The organism is Rothia nasimurium (genome assembly GCF_928382285.1).
Classification (GTDB): Bacteria; Actinomycetota; Actinomycetes; order Actinomycetales; family Micrococcaceae; genus Rothia; species Rothia nasimurium_E.
In genome coordinates, this window is the sequence record NZ_CAKMSS010000012.1 from 1 (window position 1) to 18,754 (window position 18,754).

General features: G+C 60.4%; 16 protein-coding genes. 3 read left to right on the forward strand and 13 right to left on the reverse strand.

The annotated features are described in order from the left end of the window. Positions 1-314: 314 nt before the first annotated feature. Positions 315-731, reverse strand: coding sequence for a DUF3151 domain-containing protein (locus tag L6758_RS10435; protein WP_135012220.1), 417 nt, complete (start codon positions 729-731; stop codon positions 315-317). Positions 732-772: 41 nt separating this feature from the next. Then, positions 773-1,984, reverse strand: a complete 1,212-nt coding sequence (locus tag L6758_RS10440; RefSeq protein WP_237206046.1) for a Fic family protein — start codon at positions 1,982-1,984, stop codon at positions 773-775. Between the two features lie 315 nt (positions 1,985-2,299). Here L6758_RS10440 and L6758_RS10445 point away from each other — a divergent pair, with 315 nt between their 5' ends. Continuing rightward, complete coding sequence (locus L6758_RS10445) at positions 2,300-3,523, forward strand: sodium/glutamate symporter (RefSeq protein WP_237206045.1); 1,224 nt, start codon at positions 2,300-2,302, stop codon at positions 3,521-3,523. Between the two features lie 122 nt (positions 3,524-3,645). Here the strand turns inward: L6758_RS10445 and fbaA are convergent, their stop codons facing one another. From fbaA to L6758_RS10495, 10 genes are all read right to left on the reverse strand, one after another. Next, positions 3,646-4,671 carry a class II fructose-bisphosphate aldolase gene (fbaA, locus tag L6758_RS10450; protein WP_237196277.1) on the reverse strand — a complete coding sequence of 342 codons (1,026 nt, stop codon included), beginning with the start codon at positions 4,669-4,671 and terminating at the stop codon, positions 3,646-3,648. Between the two features lie 335 nt (positions 4,672-5,006). Beyond that, positions 5,007-6,617: an SLC13 family permease gene (locus tag L6758_RS10455; protein WP_237206044.1), complete on the reverse strand. Its 1,611-nt coding sequence runs from the start codon at positions 6,615-6,617 to the stop codon at positions 5,007-5,009. A 141-nt stretch (positions 6,618-6,758) separates the two neighbouring features. Beyond that, positions 6,759-8,222, reverse strand: coding sequence for an MFS transporter (locus L6758_RS10460; RefSeq protein ID WP_237206043.1), 1,464 nt, complete (start codon positions 8,220-8,222; stop codon positions 6,759-6,761). 242 nt (positions 8,223-8,464) lie between these two features. Continuing rightward, positions 8,465-9,121 (reverse strand): TrmH family RNA methyltransferase, encoded by a 657-nt coding sequence (locus L6758_RS10465; protein ID WP_237199168.1) that lies wholly within the window; start codon positions 9,119-9,121, stop codon positions 8,465-8,467. Continuing rightward, positions 9,122-9,703, reverse strand: a complete 582-nt coding sequence (pyrE, locus tag L6758_RS10470; RefSeq protein ID WP_237187354.1) for an orotate phosphoribosyltransferase — start codon at positions 9,701-9,703, stop codon at positions 9,122-9,124. It lies immediately after the preceding gene. 107 nt (positions 9,704-9,810) lie between these two features. Next, entirely contained in the window at positions 9,811-10,743 is a 933-nt protein-coding gene (locus L6758_RS10475; RefSeq protein WP_237206042.1) for a hypothetical protein, read from the reverse strand. Then, a complete protein-coding gene (locus L6758_RS10480) occupies positions 10,736-11,650 on the reverse strand; it encodes an ATP-binding cassette domain-containing protein (RefSeq protein ID WP_237206041.1) in 915 nt (304 codons plus the stop codon). Before L6758_RS10480 ends, L6758_RS10475 begins: the two co-directional genes overlap by 8 nt. After that, positions 11,647-12,063 (reverse strand): GntR family transcriptional regulator, encoded by a 417-nt coding sequence (locus L6758_RS10485; RefSeq protein WP_237206040.1) that lies wholly within the window; start codon positions 12,061-12,063, stop codon positions 11,647-11,649. Before L6758_RS10485 ends, L6758_RS10480 begins: the two co-directional genes overlap by 4 nt. Positions 12,064-12,247: 184 nt before the next feature. Further along, the gene (locus L6758_RS10490; protein WP_237206039.1) at positions 12,248-13,672 is read right to left on the reverse strand and encodes an anthranilate synthase component I family protein; all 1,425 of its coding nucleotides are present in this window, start codon (positions 13,670-13,672) and stop codon (positions 12,248-12,250) included. Positions 13,673-13,850: 178 nt separating this feature from the next. Continuing rightward, entirely contained in the window at positions 13,851-14,180 is a 330-nt protein-coding gene (locus L6758_RS10495) for a rhodanese-like domain-containing protein (protein WP_237196268.1), read from the reverse strand. 205 nt (positions 14,181-14,385) lie between these two features. Between L6758_RS10495 and pgm the strand changes: the two genes are divergently transcribed. Together pgm and L6758_RS10505 are read left to right on the forward strand one after the other, a co-directional pair. Next, positions 14,386-16,023 (forward strand): phosphoglucomutase (alpha-D-glucose-1,6-bisphosphate-dependent), encoded by a 1,638-nt coding sequence (gene pgm / locus L6758_RS10500; protein WP_237206038.1) that lies wholly within the window; start codon positions 14,386-14,388, stop codon positions 16,021-16,023. 260 nt (positions 16,024-16,283) lie between these two features. Further along, positions 16,284-18,266, forward strand: coding sequence for an OPT family oligopeptide transporter (locus L6758_RS10505; protein WP_237206037.1), 1,983 nt, complete (start codon positions 16,284-16,286; stop codon positions 18,264-18,266). 128 nt (positions 18,267-18,394) lie between these two features. Here L6758_RS10505 and mnhG read toward each other — a convergent pair whose 3' ends face one another. Next, positions 18,395-18,751 carry a monovalent cation/H(+) antiporter subunit G gene (mnhG, locus tag L6758_RS10510; protein ID WP_237206036.1) on the reverse strand — a complete coding sequence of 119 codons (357 nt, stop codon included), beginning with the start codon at positions 18,749-18,751 and terminating at the stop codon, positions 18,395-18,397. Between the last annotated feature and the right edge of the window lie 3 nt (positions 18,752-18,754).

An 18,754-nucleotide genomic window follows, 5' to 3' on the forward strand; every position in this document is an offset into this window, starting at 1 on the left:
GGGGCGTTCTTTGGATGAGTTGCGGGGTGTGTTTGTTGTGGGTGAGGGTGTGGTGGTGCGGCGTGGTTGGGGTGGTCGTGGTGGGTGACGCGCCCGGGGTGGGACACACTTTTCTGCCTATAACCCAGAATCATGTCTAAATTTTATAGAAAAATCCCCGTAGCGTACACGGCTAACGGATCAGCCAGTCACAAAGGACCGTACGCAACGGGGATGAATGTTGCTCTATAGTCTACCCGATTTCTGCTCAAGTGTTGAGCCTGCTCAAGGTAATCTACTCAACATCTAGAGCCACTGGAGAACCTAGATACAACCTAGGCCAGCTCGGCGGCGGCAGCCGGGTCGGAGTCGTTCAGGAACTTCTCAATACGCTCAGCCTCGTCCGTCTCGCCAATTGCTGCTGCAGTCTGACCCAGAATCAGCAGGGCCTTCAGGAAGCCCCGGTTCGGTTCATGGCTCACCGGAATCGGGCCGTGCCCGCGCCAGCCATTGCCGCGCAGGGCGTCCAGACCGCGGTGGTAGCCCACACGTGCATAGGCGTAGGCTTCAAGGGTCCTACCGGCGCTCAAGGTTTCTTCGGCCAGCAGGGCCCAGGCCAGCGACGACTTGGGGAAGGCCTGCGCAAGGTCGGCAGGAGCTTCACCGGCGCGGACGCGGGCCGTCAGCTCCGGCTCCTCAGGCAGCAGGGTGGGGGCGGGGCCATCTAGCAGGTTCTTACCGGCAAGTGACATGGGTACTCCATTCAACTCAAATTCTTGTAACTACAAAAAGTCTACGCGTGCCCGGGGAAAAGTAGGGTCTTACCTGCCTCACTCAACCGCACGCGCAATGGGCGGGACGAGGTGCGCTCAATGAGTTTTTGCTGCTCTAGTTCCTCGAGGTAGGCCCTAACTGTGTTGCGCGACTTTTCTAACATCTGGGTCAGCTCATCCCAGGAAAGCCCGCGGCCACCGCTCAACAGGTAGGTCTGCCCCACAATAAAAAGCACCTCACATACATCAGACCCCAGTTCAGAGCTACCCTCTTTAAGACCATCAACCCGTTCACGCAGTGCCTGTATCAGCTGTTTCTTCTGCCCAAAATCATGCAGAAGCTCACGCTGGGCAGTATAAATAAGCCCTAGAATGACATGTGCAAAAGAGGTAACCTCACCGTAGTTAAGGGGCTCTTCAACATCGCTAAAGGCCCTGTGGTACTCCTCTTTTTTCTGGTTCACAACGCGTGAGAGCGTAAGCACCGTGTAGGTCGAGAGTACCTCTTGCAGCTGGGCGCTCAACAGAAAACGCCCAAACCGCCCGTTACCGTCGTAGAAGGGGTGAGCCGCCTCAAACATAAAGTGAGAAACAGCCCGCGACAGAAGAAAAGGAACATCAGCACTCTCAAGATGGTCCAACATAGCCTGCAGCTGCTGTTCGAGGGCATCTTCACCGCGGGCCCCGGCATGAATAATTGCACCTGAGCCATCATGCACATAGACAGGGCCAGCTCTAAACAGTCTGCCATCAGGCCGATCCTCATCGGCAATCTCTGCGCCGAAGAGGCGGTCGTAGGTTGCTCGTATCTCTTCTAAAGAGCGCGGCACATTTACTTTGCCCTGGGAGAGCTCCATGTAGAGACGGGCTATCTCTCTAAACTTCTTATTGTCAGAAGGCTCAGCCTCGAGAGCCTCCTGGATCTCTTGCCTGGTTGACCGCACCCCCTCAATCTCGTTCGTCGCTGAGATTTCCTGAGTAATAAGTTCATAGAGATAACTCGCCCGGGCAGTCGCAGGAAGGCTAGCTGCTAGTTCTTCAAGCATTCTCTCATTCAGCAGAATCTGTTCCTGTAGAAGAAGAAGCTGAGGGGTCACCGCATAGAACAGGCTATGCTCGCCCACCATAAAGCCAGTTTCGTAGCCCATCTCGCGGCGGTCTTGCGCGTACTTTTCAGCGGTCTGCCGGTCGAACTGGTGAAAAATGGATTTGAGGCTCCGGTATTTTTTCATGCTCCCCTATCTCCCAAGATCTCATCTTTTTGGTAGTTACAGGAAATCTTATGCCACCCTATCTCCCAAAAACACCCCATTTTGGGAGATAGCACCATAACCAAGCGCCCCTAACTCCCAAAAACCCCCTTTTTTGTATTTAGGCCTAGCTCCGCCCGCCAGCTACTCCCGCACCTGCCGACGGCAGGCGTCCGCGCACCCCGCTGTGACGAAAACCCAGCCGCACCACACCGAGGTGTCCCGTATAGTGTGAGAGGTCAACTTCGCCGACGAAGTGGAAAACACACACGATCACATAGATACAGAGAGACTCCTATGACGCTTGAACTCACCATGGTTCAGTCCGCCGGCTGGGCAGTAATGCTGCTCCTGCTCGGTATGTGGATTAAGAACCGCTTCTACTTCTTCCAGCGCTTCGCTATCCCCTCACCCGTGATCGGCGGCTTCCTTTTCTCCCTGGTCAACCTGGTTCTCAACCAGACCGGGATTTTGACCGTCAAATTCGACACCACCCTGCAGAGCTTCTTCATGGTCATCTTCTTCACCTCGGTCGGCTACGGCGCCTCACTCAAGGTGCTCAAGTCAGCCGGCTCAAAGGTAGGCCTCTTCCTGCTGGTAGCAACGGGTCTCTGTATCGCCCAGAACATCGTGGCCGTCCTGGTCGCCCCCGTGGTCAACGTCGACCCAGCCCTGGCGCTCATGACCGGCTCCACCCCCATGACCGGCGGCCACGGCGTCTCCGGCGGTATCGCCCCGCTCGTTGAAGCCTCCGGCGTCACCGGCGCAGAAACCGTCGCCTACACCGCCGCAACCTTCGGCCTCATCGCCGGCTCACTCATGGGTGGCCCCGTCGCCAACCGCCTAATCATCAAGCACAACCTGCTCGAGAAGGAACCCTCCCACCAGGTCAACATCAACACCGCCCTGCTGACCGTGCGCCCGCGCAAACTCAACGCCGACAGCATCCTGCACGGCTTCATCATGATCCTGGTTGCCATGTTCATCGGTAGCTACCTGACCGAAGCCCTCAACTACCTGGTCGGCCAGCTCACCGACCGCGCCGCCTTCCCCAGTTACATGGGCCCCATGATTATCGCCATCGCCCTGCGCTACATCAGCGACCGCCGCAACTCCAAGGAATACCACGAGCTCGTACCCGAGCAGGAAGTCGAAGTTTTGGGCAACATCGGCCTCAACGTCTTTTTGGCAATGGCGCTCATGAACGTGCAGCTCTGGCAGCTGGCTGAGCTGGCTATCCCCCTCATTGTGCTGCTCCTGGCCCAGATTGCGCTCATGTGGTTTTGGGCTAACTTCGTCACCTTCCGAGCCATGGGTGCAGACTACGACGCCGCCATCCTCACCGCCGGCCACTGCGGCTTCGGCATGGGTGCAACCCCCAACGGCATCGCCAACATGGCCTCCTTGGTCACCAAGTACAAGGCCTCCAAGCTGGCCTTCTTCATCCTGCCCATCGTCGGTGGCATGTTCATTGACTTCACCAACCTGGTGAACATCATGACCTTCCTTTCCATCGTCTAGCCGGGGCCGGCGTCCGCACTTCGCGGCACATTCACCACCACAACACAAAGGCGCCGGACGCACCCGCACAAGCGGGAGCGTCCGGCGCCTTTAGTCTAGGCTAACGAGCCTAGTAGCAGAGCTTACTTGCCGGAGGTACCAGCGGAGCCGAGCTGCTGGGCAGCCTCAACCACGCGAGCGGCCATGCCAGCTTCAGCAGCTGCACCCCATACGCGGGGGTCGTAGGTCTTCTTGTTGCCGACCTCGCCATCAACCTTAAGCACGCCATCGTAGTTGCGGAGCATATGATCCACAACGGGGCGGGTGTAGGCGTACTGGGTGTCGGTGTCGATGTTCATCTTGATAACACCGTAGGAAACTGCGTCTGCAATTTCCTGCTCGGTGGAGCCTGAACCGCCGTGGAAGACCAGGAAGAAGGGCTTTTCGCCCTTGCCGTACTTGGCGCCGACCTCGGTCTGGATTTCCTTGAGCAGTTCGGGGCGCAGGTGAACGTTACCGGGCTTGTAAACGCCGTGGACGTTACCGAAGGTCAGGGCTGCCATGTAGGTGCCCTTTTCGCCCAGGCCGATGGCCTCAACGGTCTTGATGGCGTCTTCAACGGTGGTGTAGAGGGAGTCGTCGATAGCGCCTTCAACGCCGTCTTCTTCGCCGCCAACTGCGCCGATTTCAACTTCGAGAACCTGGTGGTTCTTGGAGGTGCGCTCGATCAGTTCCTGAGCGATCTTGAGGTTCTCTTCGAGGGAGATAGCGGAGCCATCCCACATGTGGGAGTTGAAGATGGGGTCTTCGCCGCGGGCTACAGCCTTCTCTGATTCTGCGAGCAGGGGCAGCACGAAGTCGTCGAGCTTGTCCTGGGGGCAGTGGTCGGTGTGCAGGGCGATGTTGACGTCGTACTGCTTGGCAACTTCGCGTGCGTAGGCAGCGAAGGCGAGGGAGCCGACAACCATGTTCTTCTTGTTGGGGCCTGACCAGTAGGCGGCGCCACCGGTGGAGGCCTGGATGATGCCGTCTGAGCCTGCTTCTGCGAAGCCGCGGATAGCTGCGTTCAGGGTCTGTGAAGAGGTGACGTTGACTGCGGGGTACGCAAAGCCCTTGGCGCGGGCGTTTTCGAGCATTTCTGCGTAGACTTCAGGGGTTGCAATAGGCATGCTGACTCCTTGGTTGTCGGTGGGGCCACCCGGTTGGTGGCCTGGTGTGAGTTGGTGCTGCGCCCGGTGCCTTGTGAGGACGCGCGGGGCGAGCGCCTGCCTGCTTTTCAGTTTACCAAGGGCGCGGCGGGAAAGGGTAGGTTTCCCACACTAATTTCGGACATAAACCCACAGAAAACCATGTATTTCTGGGGGTCTTAAGCACCCTAACACCGGCTTTTGGTGCTTGCCGGTGTTAGGGCGTTGGGTTTTTATGGGTTTAGTGAGGAGTATTCAAAAGGTGAGTGAAGCGGGGTCGCAGCCAGCGCGAGCCTGCCAAACCTTTTGAATACGGTTTACAGCGCGAAGATCCACATGGCCAGGGTCATGGTCACCGCGGTGATCACCACGATGGAGAAGAGGTTGAGCCAGAGGCCGCCCTTGACCATCTGCCCGATGGTGACGTAGCCCGAGCCGTAGGCAATGGCGTTGGGCGGGGTCGCTACGGGGAGCATGAAGGCGCAGGTGGCGGCGAGGGCGACGGGGATGGCAAGCAGCATGGGGTCGTAGCCCATGCCCATGGCGATGCCGCCAGCGACGGGCAGGAAGGTGGCTGCGGTGGCGGTGTTACTGGTGAGTTCGGTGAGGAAGATAACGCCGGTGGTCACCAGCAGCACGATGATGAGGATGGGCAGGGTGCCGAGAGCGCCAACGGAGTCGCCGATCCACTGGGTGAGGCCGGAGCTGGTGAACTGGCCGGAGAGGGCTAGGCCGCCGCCGAAGAGGAGCAGGACGCCCCAGGGCAGCTTGGTTGCGGTTTCCCAGTCGATAAGGCGCACGCCCTTGTTGGCGGTGCCACCGGCGGGTAGTGCAAAGAGCAGCAGGCCGACGGCGACGGCGATGCCGGCATCGGTGATGGGTGGTGATTTAGACCAGATGATAGGGACGAAAATCCAGGCCAGGGCGGCAACGATAAAGATGATGAGCACGCGCAGTTCGCCCGAGCTCATGGCACCGAGTTTGGCGTATTCGTTGGCGATGAGTTTCTTACCGCCGGGAATCTCTTTAATTTCGGGTTTGAAGAGCACCTTGGTGAGCAGGAACCAGCAGACAAAGAGCACGATCACCGACAGAGGTACGCCCACCAGCATCCACTGACCAAAGCCGATGTGCACGTCGTGGGTGTCTGCCATGTAACCGGCGAGCAGGGTGTTGGGCGGGGTGCCGATCAGGGTGCCGAGAGAGCCGATGGAGGCGGCGTAGGCGATACCCAGCATGAGGGCGGTTCCGAAGTCAGACTTGATCACGGCGTCCTTGACGGCCTGGTCGTCGGGGGATGCGCCGTCCTCAATTTTAATTTCGGTGGTGCCGCTGGCCTGGGCAATCAGCATGAGCACGGAGACACCGATGGGGATCATCATGACGGCGGTGGCGGTGTTCGAGACCCACATGGAGAGAAAGCCGGTGGCTACCATGAAGCCCGCAACCATCATGGAGGGCTTGGTGCCCATGACCTTGAGGGTGAGCAGGGCGATGCGACGGTGTAGGTTCCAGCGCTGCATGGCCAGGGCCAGCAGGAAGCCGCCCATAAAGAGGAAGATGATGTTGTTGCCGTAGCTAGCGCCGATGTCGTTGATTTTTACTTCACTGTTGAAGACGGGAAAAATCACCAGCGGCAGCAGGGCGGTGGCGGGAATGGGCAGGGCCTCGGTCATCCACCAGGCCCCCATCAGGACGGCGGTGGCTGCGGTCAGGCGCGCGGCGTCGGGTACGTCGCCGGGCATGATGACGTAAACCAGGGCGGCTGCAAGCAGGCCGCCGAAGAGTCCGATGAGGCGCTTTTTGCGTTCGCCGGCTTCAACCTCTGGCGCCTGGGAGCCGCGCGAGCGGTGAATCTGGTCTATGGCCTGGGTGGGAGCTGCACTGTATTTTTGCAGGTGGTCACCCGTGATGTGGGGCTTGTCCATATCAACCTCACTCCATTGTGTGTGCTGATGCCGTAGGTAGCTGCTCTGGTTAAGAAACGGCTAACCTAGGCGGAATGTGTGTACAGGGAATGTTTTTACTGTACCTGATAAGCACTTTTATGAAGCGGGCGCGGGCTAGTGTTACCCCTCGCGCAGTTCGCGGCGACGGTCAGCGATAGTGAAGGTCAGACCGAGCGAGAGGGTGAGCACGATAGCGCCGAAGGAGGCTATGAGCCCGACGTTCCAGTGGGCACCCGACTCTACCAGGCCGTAGAGGATTGAGGGAATGATGGCGGTACCGATCGCGGTGCCCATACGCTGGCCGAGAGAGAGCACGCCGCCCGCTACGCCGCTGATGGCGGGAGGCACGGACGCCAGGGTCAGGGTCTGGTTGGGAGAAATCACCAGACCACCACCGGCACCAATCAGAATCAGGGGCACAGCCAGGGCCCACACCGGTAGCAGGCCCTGTTCCACCGGGGTCACGGTGAGCATGGTGGCCACAATCGAGGTGAGCGACAACCCGAACCCCAGCATCACCATACGGCGCCCCATAGCCAGCACGCGGCGTCCTGCCCAGGGAGCTGCAAAGGCAGACAGCAGGGAGGAGGGAATGGTAATCAGCGCGGCGGTCAGCGCGCTTTGGCCCAGGTGGTTCTGTACGTAAATGGGGATCACCAGCCAGACGCTGGTATTGCCCAAGAAGTAGAGGGTCACGATCATAATGCCGTTGCGGAAAGCCGGCTTGGTCACCAAATCAATGTCGAGCATGGGCGGGCGTCCGGCCTTCTTATAGCGCTTTTCCCAGGCAATAAAGAAGGCGATGAGGGCAAGACCGACGGGCAGAACCGCCCAGACCAGTGGGTTGCCGCTGCGCTCGACGAAGGGGAAGAGTACCGCGAAGATTGCCAGGGCCAGGACGATCATACCGACGGGGTCTAGGTCGAGGCGGGCGCGCTGCGAGGGGGCGGACGGCCGGTCGTTGGGTACCCAGAGACGGGCCAGTAGCAAACCGGCAAGACCGATGGGCACGTTGACCAGGAACATCATGCGCCAGCCCAGGGAGTCCCCGAAAATCTGGATGAGGAAGCCTCCGAGTACCGGCCCCACAATGACGGCGAGCGCTACCACCGTACCGAACATGCCGTAGGCGCGGGCGCGGGCCTGGCCGGTGAAGTTGGCCTGGATGATGCCCGTGGTTTGGGGGTTGAAGAAGCCTGCGCCGAGGCCCTGGAGCACGCGGGCGGCGATGAGGATTTCGATGGTGGGTGCGACGGCGCTGAGCAGGGAGCCCAGGGTGAAGAAGGAAACCCCGATCATGAACATGCGGCGGCGGCCGGTGGCGTCGCCGATACGACCGGCGGCAACCAGGGGCACGCCAAAAGCCAGGGCGTAGCCGGAGACGACCCACTGGGTTTGGCTGGACCCCGCGTTGAGGGAGTGCCCGATAGGGGTGAGGGCGACATTGACCACCGAGATAGCCATGAGGGCCATGAAAAGCGGGGTGAGCAGGGCCGTCATGAGCTTGCGCGGGCTGCTGGTGGTGGGCAACTGGGTAGCGGGTGCACCCTGGGGGTTCTTGTTGGGTTCTGGTTTCGTAGCCATGCTGCACCTCTTTGCTCTCGTCTTTCGCCTACAGAGCTATTCTAGACCCGCTAGTACATTAATAAAATACTTCAGGGGGAAAGTTTTTGCAGAAATGCAAGTGCTTATGAAAATCGCGGAGTGCCCACAAGAATCGTGGGCACTCCGCGACTCTCGTGGGCACTCAGCGCCAGCGGACGCCGGTGGGCGCCGCAGCGGGCAGGTTCGGTAGACGCCGGCGGGGCGGGCGTCCGCTCTCGGGCTTAGCTGACGCGCTGGCCGAACTCGTGACGGCGTATCCAGGCATGCATGGCAATGCCGGCGGCGGTTGCTGCGTTCATAGACCGGGTAGAGCCGTACTGCTCGATAGACAGGGTTGCCTCGGCGGCCGCGTGAATCTCCTCTGACAGGCCGGGCCCCTCCTGACCAAAGACCAGGACGCAGTCCTTGGGTAGGTCGTAGGTTTCCAGCTGCTTGGAGTCGGGGAAGATGTCGATGCCGATGATGGCAAGCCCCTCACCCTTCGCCCAGGTCACAAAGTCTTCGACGGTAGGGTGATGGCGCACGTGCTGGTAGCGGTCGGTCACCATAGCCCCGCGTCGGTTCCAGCGCTTCTTGCCGATAATGTGCACTTCTTTCGCCAAAAAGGCGTTAGCGGTGCGCACCACGGTGCCGATGTTGAGGTCGTGCTGCCAGTTTTCGATGGCTACGTGGAAGGAGTGGCGGCGGGTATCGAGGTCGGCGATGATGGCGTCCATGGTCCAGTAGCGGTAGTGGTCAAGGACGTTGCGGCGGTCTCCCTCGCGCAGCAGCTCGGGGTCCCAGTGGTCGCCCTCTGGCCATTCACCTTCCCAGGGGCCGACGCCGATTTCCCGCTCCGGGCTCTCGCTTTCGGGCTCGGTTGCTTCTAGGTCTGCCACTTAGTCCAGGCCCAGGTCGGTCTTGGAGTAGGCATAGAGGCAGGGAACGCCCGCAACCTCTTCGATGTGCTCCTTGGCACCGGTGGCACGGTCAACGATGACGGCAACGGCCACCACCTCGGCACCTGCCTTGCGCAGGGCCTCGACGGCGGTAAGAGCGGAACCACCGGTGGTGGAGGTGTCCTCGACAGCTACCACGCGGCGTCCTTCAACCGAGGGGCCCTCAACCTGACGGCCCATGCCGTAGGACTTCTGGGCCTTACGCACCACGAAGGTGTCGATGGCGCGACCCTGGTCGCCGGCGGTGCGCATGATGGCGTGGCCGACGGGGTCAGCGCCCATGGTCAGGCCGCCTGCGGCGTCAAACTCGATACCGGCTGAGTCGAGCAGGTCGAGCATGACCTGGCCGACCAGGCGGGAGGCCTCGTGGTGCAGGGTGATACGGCGCAGGTCGACGTAGTAGTCGGCTTCCTTACCGGAGGCCAGGGTGACCTTGCCGCGCACGACGGCCAGTTCGCTGATGAGCTCGCGTAGACGTTCGCGGGCTTCTTCGATGGGGAGGGTGGTGGAGAGGTTAGTCATGCTTTTTAGTCTAGTAGACCGGCAGATATTTACCCCGCGAAAAGTGCAAGTGCCCCGTGAAAAGTGACAGGCACTTGCACTTTTTAGGGGGTAGCAGGCAGGGCAGGTTAGCGTAGGGACGCTCGGGCCCAGCTCACAGCGGAGAGCAGGTAGGCGGCGCAGAGGGGGAAGACGAGCAAACCGTACTTCCACACGATCAACTCAAGGGGAGGATGATCAAATACAGAGATATCCCGGTCAGCGACGCCGCCCTGAGCTGCAGCTAGCTCCCAGACGTTGTAGGTATCGTAATCGGAATGGAACTGGCCCCAGAGGGTGCCAATACCCATATCCCAGGCAGTTGCACCGAAGAGCTGACGGGAAATATTGAAGATGAGCAGGACCACTACACACAGCATCAGGCACATCGCCAGAGACCCCCAGCGTAGGGAGACTATGGCAATAAAGAGGGCTGCCACCTGCACAGCCAGCAGGACGATAAACCAGGTAGCTAGGTAATCTGTTACCGCGTATGTACGCCCCAGGGTGCTGTAGGTCTTATCAAAGGCAAACGACCAGGTATCGAAGTCCTGGTTGAACACCTGCCACCCGCGCCCATAGCCCTTGTTCAGCAATTCGAGGGCAAGGGTTACAGCGTAGACCAGTGTGGCAAGGGCCGCCCGGTAGAGGGCTAAGGAGAGGTAGCCACGGAAGTAGTCCCAGCGCCCTAGCCCCATCCCCAGTATGAGCCGGGCATGTGACCGGTAGCTGAGGAGCATAGTCACACCCAGAACCAGGGGCATGATAATGACCTGCATAGAGTTGTGGTTAATGAAGCCGCTGTAGTCCGCCAGCGAGTGGCCGGTCAGAACCGCGTGAACCCAAGCGAGTCCCAGCATAAGTACTGCAACGCCGAGCGGCAGGAACAGGGGAAGCAAAGTGCTGGTAGCGCGTTCGGTCAGGAGCATCCGGAAGACGGTACGAGCACCTCCCCCGGTACGGGCGAGCCGTGCTTCCGGTAAAGCTGGGCAGAGGGGCTCAGCGTGAAGTGTGCTAGTCATGGCGACCTCCTTGAGGCTCAAGTAGGGGTGAGTAGGTGGCGTCGCTGTGTACAGCTAGGGAGTCTTGCAGGCTGACGGGCTGAATGTGAACCCCGAGCGAGGCCGCAAGCTGTTCGTTCGTTTCAGTGAGCGGAGCGGCGAGCAGGGCTGTGACCAGCGAGCCGATTGAGCGCTGCCGGGCAACGGCGTCCGCTAGTCCGGTACGGGCTAGGTAGACGTTGATAGCGTCCTGGCTACCGGCAATTTCGTGGGCACTGGTGGCGGCCTCATCGTGGGACCCGTCGAGCACGAGGGTGCCGTCACGGAGCATCAGCACTCGGTCTAGCAGGGGCGCAATTTCGTTGAGCAGGTGGGTGGAGAGGACGATAGTGCGTGGATTGAGGGCAAAGTCAGCTAGGAGCCGGTCATAGAAAATGGTGCGGGCGACAGGGTCGAGGCCGGAGTAGGGTTCATCCATGAGGGTGAGTTCTGCCCGGCTGGCGAGGGCAACGGTGATTCCCAGGGCGGACGCCTGCCCGTCGGATAGCTTGCGAGCCTTGGCCACAGGGTTGAGGGCGAAGTCCTTGATGAGGGTATCAGCCAGGGTTTCATCCCAGGCCGGGTATGCCAGGCTTGCCAGTCTCAGGACGTCCCGCACCTTCAGCCCGTCGGGGTAGGCCAGGTGGGTGCGTTGAAAGTGGGTGCGGGCAAGGACGCGCCCGCCCGGCTTGGAGCCAAAGAGTTCGATTGAGCCGCTGGTGGGGGTGACTTGCCCGACGAGGGCAGCAAGTAGGGTGGTCTTACCGGAGCCGTTTCGCCCGGCCAGACCGTAGATAAGCCCCTCCTCCAGGGTGATGTTAATGTCTGAGAGGGCTGCGGTGGAGCCGTAGATTTTGGTGAGGCCCTGGGTGCGTACTACTGCCGTCATGACTGCTCCCCGCTTTCGCCGAGGGTCTGCAGGGAGCTCGCGCCTCCACCGCCCTCAACATTGAAACCGGCGCGGAGGGCCGTGAGAACCTCGTCCTGGCTCAGGCCCAGGGTACGGGCCTCATCAATGAGCGGGGTGATGTAGCCGGCAATGAAGTCGCGCCGCCGGTTAGTGCGCAGAATGTCTTGTGCCCCCGTTGCCACAAACATGCCTATACCTCGTTTCTTGTAGAGAACGCCCTGGTCGACCAGGAGGTTGACGCCTTTACCGGCGGTTGCAGGGTTGATCCGGTAGAAGAGAGCGAATTCGTTGGTGGAGGGAACCTGGCTTTCTTCGGCATAGGTTCCTGCCAGAATTTCGCTGCTGATATGGTCTGCAATTTGTTGGAAGATCGGCTTGTCACCGGTCAGCATGAGCACCTCCTTCTGTGTGGTTACCTAACCTGCCCAGCGGGCAGGCTAGTTGGTTAGTTACTCATGTAATTAACCTAAGTTGCAGAGCGGGGAAGCGCAAGAGTTTTTTAAAAAAAGAGGGGCAGGCTTCCGCCTACCCCACAGCTCACAGGGTTATTTACCTTATCGCAACCCCTACCAGGTGCTACCTGGGCACAGCCGCCCGGAGCTTGGTGACCATCTCGTCATATTCGGCAGCCGGGTCGGAGTCAGCGACAATCGCCCCGCCAGCGGCCAGGGTAATAAGGCCGTCCGAGTGGGCTACCAGCGTCCTGATGACGATGGAGAGGGCGGCTGAGCCGTCCGCCCCCAAGTAGCCCAGGGCACCGGAGTAGACCCCGCGGGCCCGGCCCTCAAGCCGGTCGATAATGGCCATGGTGGCGGCCTTGGGCGCCCCGGTCATGGAGCCGCCGGGGAAGCAGGCGGCGACCGCATCTAGGGCGGTGATGCCCGGACGCAACTGGGAGACGATGGTCGAGACCAGCTGGTGCACGGTCGAGTAGGATTCCACCCCCATCAGCACCGGCACCCGCACGCTCTCGGGGTGGGAGACCAGGGAGAGGTCGTTACGGAGCAGGTCCACGATCATGAGGTTTTCGGCCCGGGTTTTGGGGTCACGTGCGAGCCAGGCGGCCGCCTGGGCATCTTCATGAGCGGACGCACCCCGCGGCACGGTGCCTTTGATGGGCTTGGCTTCGGCGCGGCCGCTGGCGGTGACGGTCAAGAACTTCTCGGGCGAGGAGGAGAGCACCGTGAAGTCATCGCACCGCAGGAAGGCGGCGTAGGGGGCGGCGTTGGCCTGCCGCTGGGCCAGATAGAGGCTCAGAAGTTCATCGGCGCCCAGCGGGGTGGGCAGCTGCTGGGAGGTCTCAGCCGTCAGGCACACCTCGTAGCTGTTGCCCTCAGCAATCTCAGCCTGGGCTGTGGCAATAGCAGCTAGATAGTCCGTTCGATCGGGCAGGGGGAAGTCGGGTAAAACTACCCGCGAAGCATATTCTTGACCGGCTATATATTCAGGTAAAGCGCTGGTTTTAAGCAGTTTTTGTGCGGTCTCTTCAACCCAGTCGACAGGCCCAACCAGCCAGGCTTTCCCGCTATCGTGCTCGTAGATTAGGTAGTGGGTGGCGGGCATCCAGAGGGCGTCGGGGGTGCGGGCCACCCGCTGGGGGTGCTCGCTGTGGAAGGCGGTGACTTCTAGGTCTGCGTGGACCTCATAGCCCATAAACCCCACATAGCCGCCCAGCAGGACGTCGGCGGGCGGGGCGTCCCGACCCTCGCCAAGTTCGGGGCGGGGCGCGGATTCCAGGAAGCCGGGGAGCACCTGCCAAATACTGTCGCGATAAACCTGGTGCGGGCGTCCGCTTGGATCGAGCACATCAACCTGCCCCGGCTGCGCGTAGCGCAGCACTCCCCCACCCAGTGGCGCACCCAGGTAGGAGTAGCGGGACATGGGCGACTCGTCGCGGGCTGAATCCAGCCAAAAAGCATACGCAGAACTACCAGCCAGCACGGGGAAGGCGGCGGCTGGTTCTACCGGGAAGTTCAGGGCACGACAGGTTAGAGAGGTCACCGACTTATTGTAACGAGACAGGCGCAGGTTTTACCTGCGCGGGCGCGTTGGGAACGGACGCCAAGGGGCGGGGCGAAAGTTTTACCTGCGCAAGCCTGGCTCGGGGCTGGCGTTAAGGGTGGCTTGCGCAGGTAAAACTGTAGCTACCCGCCATCGAGCGAGCGAGGCCGGCGGGTAGTTAGCGAACCTGAGGGGTTTCACCGTTTTCTGAGACCATGGGCTTTTCGGCGTCCTGCCAGGCGCCCATACCGCCGATGACATTGATGGCGTCGAAGCCGTACTGGGTCAGGTAGGCGGCAGCGCGCAGGGAGCGGCCACCGGCGCGGCAGATAACGTAGACGTCCTCGTCGAGGGGAACTTCACCGTAACGTTCGGGCACCTCGCCCAGGGGAATGTGCTGGGCGCCCTCGATGTGGCCTTCTACCCACTCGTAGTCTTCACGCACGTCAAGGATTTTGGCGTCTGCGGGGATTTCGTCGACGGTGACCTGGCGGATATCTTCGTTCATCGCTGAACCTCTCTTTCATAGTGGTTCTTTCAGCCTATGCGCGGTTCTTTCAGGCTTCAAGGTTGAACCCTGGGTTTAGCCAATAGCGTGCCCTGACTGCGGTTTTTGTGCAGGGAACCTGTCATAAAACGTCCCTTCGTCCTTTATTTTCCGGGAGGACGGCGGGGCGCGGTGCGTAGCTGGTTCTTCAGTGTTTAATAAGGCTATGTCAAACCGTGCCGGCACCCTTGCCACCCCAGAAGATCTTGTCAATGTTGATGAGCTGCTCGCTGCTTACCGCGAGCGCACCCCTGACCTGGCTGACCCTGCCCAGCGTGTAGCGTTTGGTACCTCGGGTCACCGGGGTAGCTCGCTGAAGAGCTCTTTTAATGATGCGCATATCGCGGCGATTTCGCAGGCGATTGCTGAGTACCGGGCCGCGCAGGGTATTACCGGGCCGCTGTTTATGGGTAAGGATACCCATGCTCTCTCTGGCCCGGCGCAGGATACCGCTTTGGAGGTTCTTGCGGCTAACGGTGTGACCGTGCTGCTGGATGAGGCGGACGGTTTTGTGCCCACTCCGGCGCTCTCCCGCGCAATTATTGTGCACAATGCTAACCCTGATAACACCGGACTGGCTGACGGCATTGTTATTACCCCCAGCCATAACCCGCCCGCAGATGGTGGCTTCAAGTACAACCCTCCTCACGGCGGCCCCGCAGATTCCGACGCTACCAGCTGGATTGCCCAGCGCGCCAATGAGCTGCTGGAAGGCAAGAATGCTGACGTTAAGCGTCTGCCCTTGGAAGAGGCTAAGACAGCTGCTACCACCGGCACCTACGACTACCTGGGTGCCTACGTTGCTGAGCTGGGCGATGTCATCGACATGGACGCTATCCGTTCTGCCGGCGTCCGTATCGGCGCAGACCCGATGGGTTCCGCGTCCGTTGAGTATTGGAAGCGTATCGCCACCGACTACGACCTGAACCTGACGGTAGTGAACCCCGATGTGGACCCCCAGTGGGCCTTTATGACCCTGGACTGGGACGAGAAGATCCGCATGGACTGCTCATCCCCCAACGCCATGGCCTCCCTCATTGCCAACCGCGATCAGTACGATATCGCTACCGGCAACGATGCAGACTCCGACCGCCACGGCATCGTTACACCCGATGCTGGCCTCATGAACCCCAACCACTACCTCGCGGTAGCCATCGATTATCTCTACACCCACCGTGACGGCTGGGCCGCAGATGCAGGTGTTGGTAAAACCCTGGTTTCTTCGTCCATGATTGACCGCGTGGCAGCTGCACTGGGGCGCACGCTGGTTGAGGTTCCCGTTGGTTTCAAGTACTTCGTGGACGGCCTTCGCACCGGCACCATCGGTTTCGGTGGCGAAGAGTCCGCGGGCGCCTCCTTCCTGATGCGAGACGGCAGCGTCTGGACGACCGACAAGGACGGCATTATCCTGGCTCTCCTTGCTGCCGAAATTATTGCCGTCACCGGCAAGACCCCCTCCCAGCGCTACACCGAGCTAGCTGCAGAATACGGTGCACCTGCCTACGCCCGTGTAGATGCCGCCGCAAACCGCGAGCAGAAGGCTAAGCTTGCCAAGCTCTCCCCGGCGGACGTCACCGCCTCCGAACTGGCGGGTGAAACTATCACCGCCAAACTCACCGAGGCTCCCGGCAACGGGGCAGCTATCGGCGGGCTTAAGGTCACCACCGAAAACGCCTGGTTCGCTGCCCGTCCCTCCGGTACCGAGGATGTCTACAAGATTTACGCGGAGTCCTTCCTTGGCGCTGACCACCTGGCGCAGGTGCAGGCTGAGGCGAAGAAGCTGGTGGACGGCGTCATCGCCTAACACTTATGCACCAGGGCCCCACCCGTGCGGACCAGCGCACCGGTGGGGCCCTTCTTTTAAATTAAAGCAACCGGGCTTTACCCCGGCTCTTTACGTTTTCACACAAGAGCTACCACCGTGCGCAGGCTCAGCAGATTCTTGCATATATGCACGCTGAAGTTTAAATATGCCAAGCCACAGGAGTATTGTTGAGGCTGGCTTCAGAAGCAGCATCACCTGAACCGCACCATCATTGGCACATTTTCGGAAACGAGTTGATCTTGTCCTCACATAAAGCAGAGGCGCCAGCCCCCACTGGGTCTTCCAGCCCCGTCCGCGAATTTACCCTTCGCGCCGTCATCCTCGGTGGTCTTATCACCCTGGTCTTCACCGCCGCGAACGTCTACCTGGGCCTCAAAGTTGGTCTCACCTTCGCGACCTCTATCCCCGCGGCCGTGATTTCCATGGCGATTCTGCGCAACTTCAAGAACCACTCCATCATGGAGAACAACATTGTGCAGACCATCGCTTCAGCAGCGGGTACCCTCTCTGCAATTATCTTTGTGCTGCCCGGCCTGGTCATGATTGGCTGGTGGGCAGGTTTCCCCTACTGGACCACCGCTTTTGTCTGCGCTATCGGCGGCGTCCTGGGTGTTACCTATTCCATCCCTCTACGCCGTGCACTGGTCACCGGCTCAGATTTGCCGTTCCCCGAGGGCGTAGCAGCGGCTGAGGTGCTCAAGGTCGGCAATGACCAGGGCTCTCACGAAGAAAACCAAAAGGGCCTGCGTATGATTGTGTGGGGTTCCTTGGCGTCCGCTGGCTTCGCTATTCTGACCTCTCTGAAGGCGGTAGCAGGCGGTTTCACGCAGTTCTTCCGCCTCGGTACAGGCGGCACTATGGTCAGCACCTCCTTCTCCCTTGCTCTTATCGGTGTTGGTCACCTGGTTGGCCTGGCCGTCGGTATCTCCATGATCGTTGGTTTGCTGATTTCCTACGGCGTGCTGCTGCCCATGCGCACCTCAGGGTTGCTGCCGGCGTCCGGCGATATCTCAGACGTCGTCTCCTCAACCTTCTCCCGGGACGTCCGCTTCATCGGTGCGGGTACCATGGCTGTTGCTGCGGTCTGGACCCTCGTCAAAATCATCGGCCCCATCGTTAAGGGCATCAAGGACTCTCTTGTTGCTTCACGTGCCCGCCAGGCTGGCCAGACCGTTGACATCACCGAGCGTGACATCCCCTTCTCCACCGTCGCCGGTGTAACCATTGGCGCCATGATCCCGGTTGGTCTGCTGCTCTGGCTCTTCGTCAAGGACACCGCCATTGCCCACCACACCGGAACCCTCATCGTTCTCTCCATCGTGTACGTGCTGCTCGTGGGCCTGATTGTTGCCTCTATCTGTGGCTACATGGCCGGTCTGATTGGTGCCTCTAACTCACCCATTTCAGGTGTGGGCATCATCGTCGTCCTCTCTGCCGCCCTGCTCATTAAGACCGTTATCGGCAACGACGCAGACACCGCCTCGCTGGTGGCCTACACCCTCTTCACCGCAGCTGTGGTCTTCGGTATTGCCACGATTTCTAACGACAACCTGCAAGACCTCAAGACCGGCCAGCTCGTTGGCGCTACCCCCTGGAAGCAGCAGGTTGCCCTGATTGTCGGTGTTCTCTTCGGCTCGGCCATCATCCCGCCCGTGTTGCAGCTGCTCCTGACCGGTTTCGGTTTCGCTGGCTCTCCCGGTGCCGGCGAGGATGCCCTTTCAGCCCCTCAGGCTGCCCTGCTCTCCAGCGTGGCCGAGGGTATCTTCGGTAACTCACTCAACTGGGAGCTGCTGGGCTTGGGCGCTATTATCGGCGTGGTTATCATCGCTATCAATGAGGTTCTGACCGCTACCACCAAGGGCAAGTATTCTCTGCCTGCCCTGGCTGTCGGTATGGGCATGTACCTGCCGATTGCGCTGACTCTCATCATTCCCGTCGGTGCTCTGCTGGGCTTCCTCTACAACCGCTGGGCCGCCAAGCAGCGTAACGCTGAGGGCGCCGAGCGCATGGGTGTGCTGGTAGCAACCGGCATGATTGTGGGCGAGTCCCTGTGGGGCGTTGTCAACGCCGGTATTATCGCAGCGGCGGGCAACCCCGATGTCCTGGGCATCTTCGGTGACCAGTGGGTTGAGGGTGGCGGCTATTACCTGGCTCCGGTCGTCTTCATCCTGGTTATTTGGGCTCTCTACCGCAAGGCAAAGAAGGACGCCGTAACCTCCTAACTTTCTGCCCCCTCTTCTTCTGAAAGGGGACCGCAGAACCAAAAAAGGACCGCATATTTCGCGGTCCTTTTTTGGTTTTCTGGTCCCCTTGCGGGGTAGGGACGGACGGACGCCCGTGGGCTAGTCCCCTAGTTCCCCTCCACCTCATCGACCAGGGAACGTAGGTCGTCGTGGCGCAGGTCGTCCTTGCGGAAGTGCTTGTTGCGGTAGCCAGAGCGACCCATCATGTGCCCCGAGATGGGGATGGTGAGCATCTGCAGAAGCAGGATAACCAGCAGTACGGGCAGGAGCGCCAAGGAACGGAAGTGGAAGGCCACAGCCAGCAGCATGAGAATCATGCCGAAAACCTGGGGCTTAGTGCCCGAGTGCAGGCGGGTGAGCAGGTCGGGGAAGCGCACCAGGCCAATAGCAGCACCCAGCGACATGAGGGCACCCAGAATCATACAGATGATGGTCAGGGCATCGAAAACGGTATCAAGATTCACGGT

Coding starts and splice junctions, on each gene's coding strand:
- L6758_RS10460 (WP_237206043.1), bottom strand. CDS start 8,222: ATGGCTACGAAACCAGAACCCAACAAGAACCCCCAGGGTGCACCCGCT.
- L6758_RS10495 (WP_237196268.1), bottom strand. CDS start 14,180: ATGAACGAAGATATCCGCCAGGTCACCGTCGACGAAATCCCCGCAGAC.
- L6758_RS10445 (WP_237206045.1), top strand. CDS start 2,300: ATGACGCTTGAACTCACCATGGTTCAGTCCGCCGGCTGGGCAGTAATG.
- fbaA (WP_237196277.1), bottom strand. CDS start 4,671: ATGCCTATTGCAACCCCTGAAGTCTACGCAGAAATGCTCGAAAACGCC.
- pgm (WP_237206038.1), top strand. CDS start 14,386: ATGTCAAACCGTGCCGGCACCCTTGCCACCCCAGAAGATCTTGTCAAT.
- L6758_RS10435 (WP_135012220.1), bottom strand. CDS start 731: ATGTCACTTGCCGGTAAGAACCTGCTAGATGGCCCCGCCCCCACCCTG.
- L6758_RS10485 (WP_237206040.1), bottom strand. CDS start 12,063: ATGCTGACCGGTGACAAGCCGATCTTCCAACAAATTGCAGACCATATC.
- pyrE (WP_237187354.1), bottom strand. CDS start 9,703: ATGACTAACCTCTCCACCACCCTCCCCATCGAAGAAGCCCGCGAACGT.
- L6758_RS10455 (WP_237206044.1), bottom strand. CDS start 6,617: ATGGACAAGCCCCACATCACGGGTGACCACCTGCAAAAATACAGTGCA.
- L6758_RS10440 (WP_237206046.1), bottom strand. CDS start 1,984: ATGAAAAAATACCGGAGCCTCAAATCCATTTTTCACCAGTTCGACCGG.
- L6758_RS10480 (WP_237206041.1), bottom strand. CDS start 11,650: ATGACGGCAGTAGTACGCACCCAGGGCCTCACCAAAATCTACGGCTCC.
- L6758_RS10475 (WP_237206042.1), bottom strand. CDS start 10,743: ATGACTAGCACACTTCACGCTGAGCCCCTCTGCCCAGCTTTACCGGAA.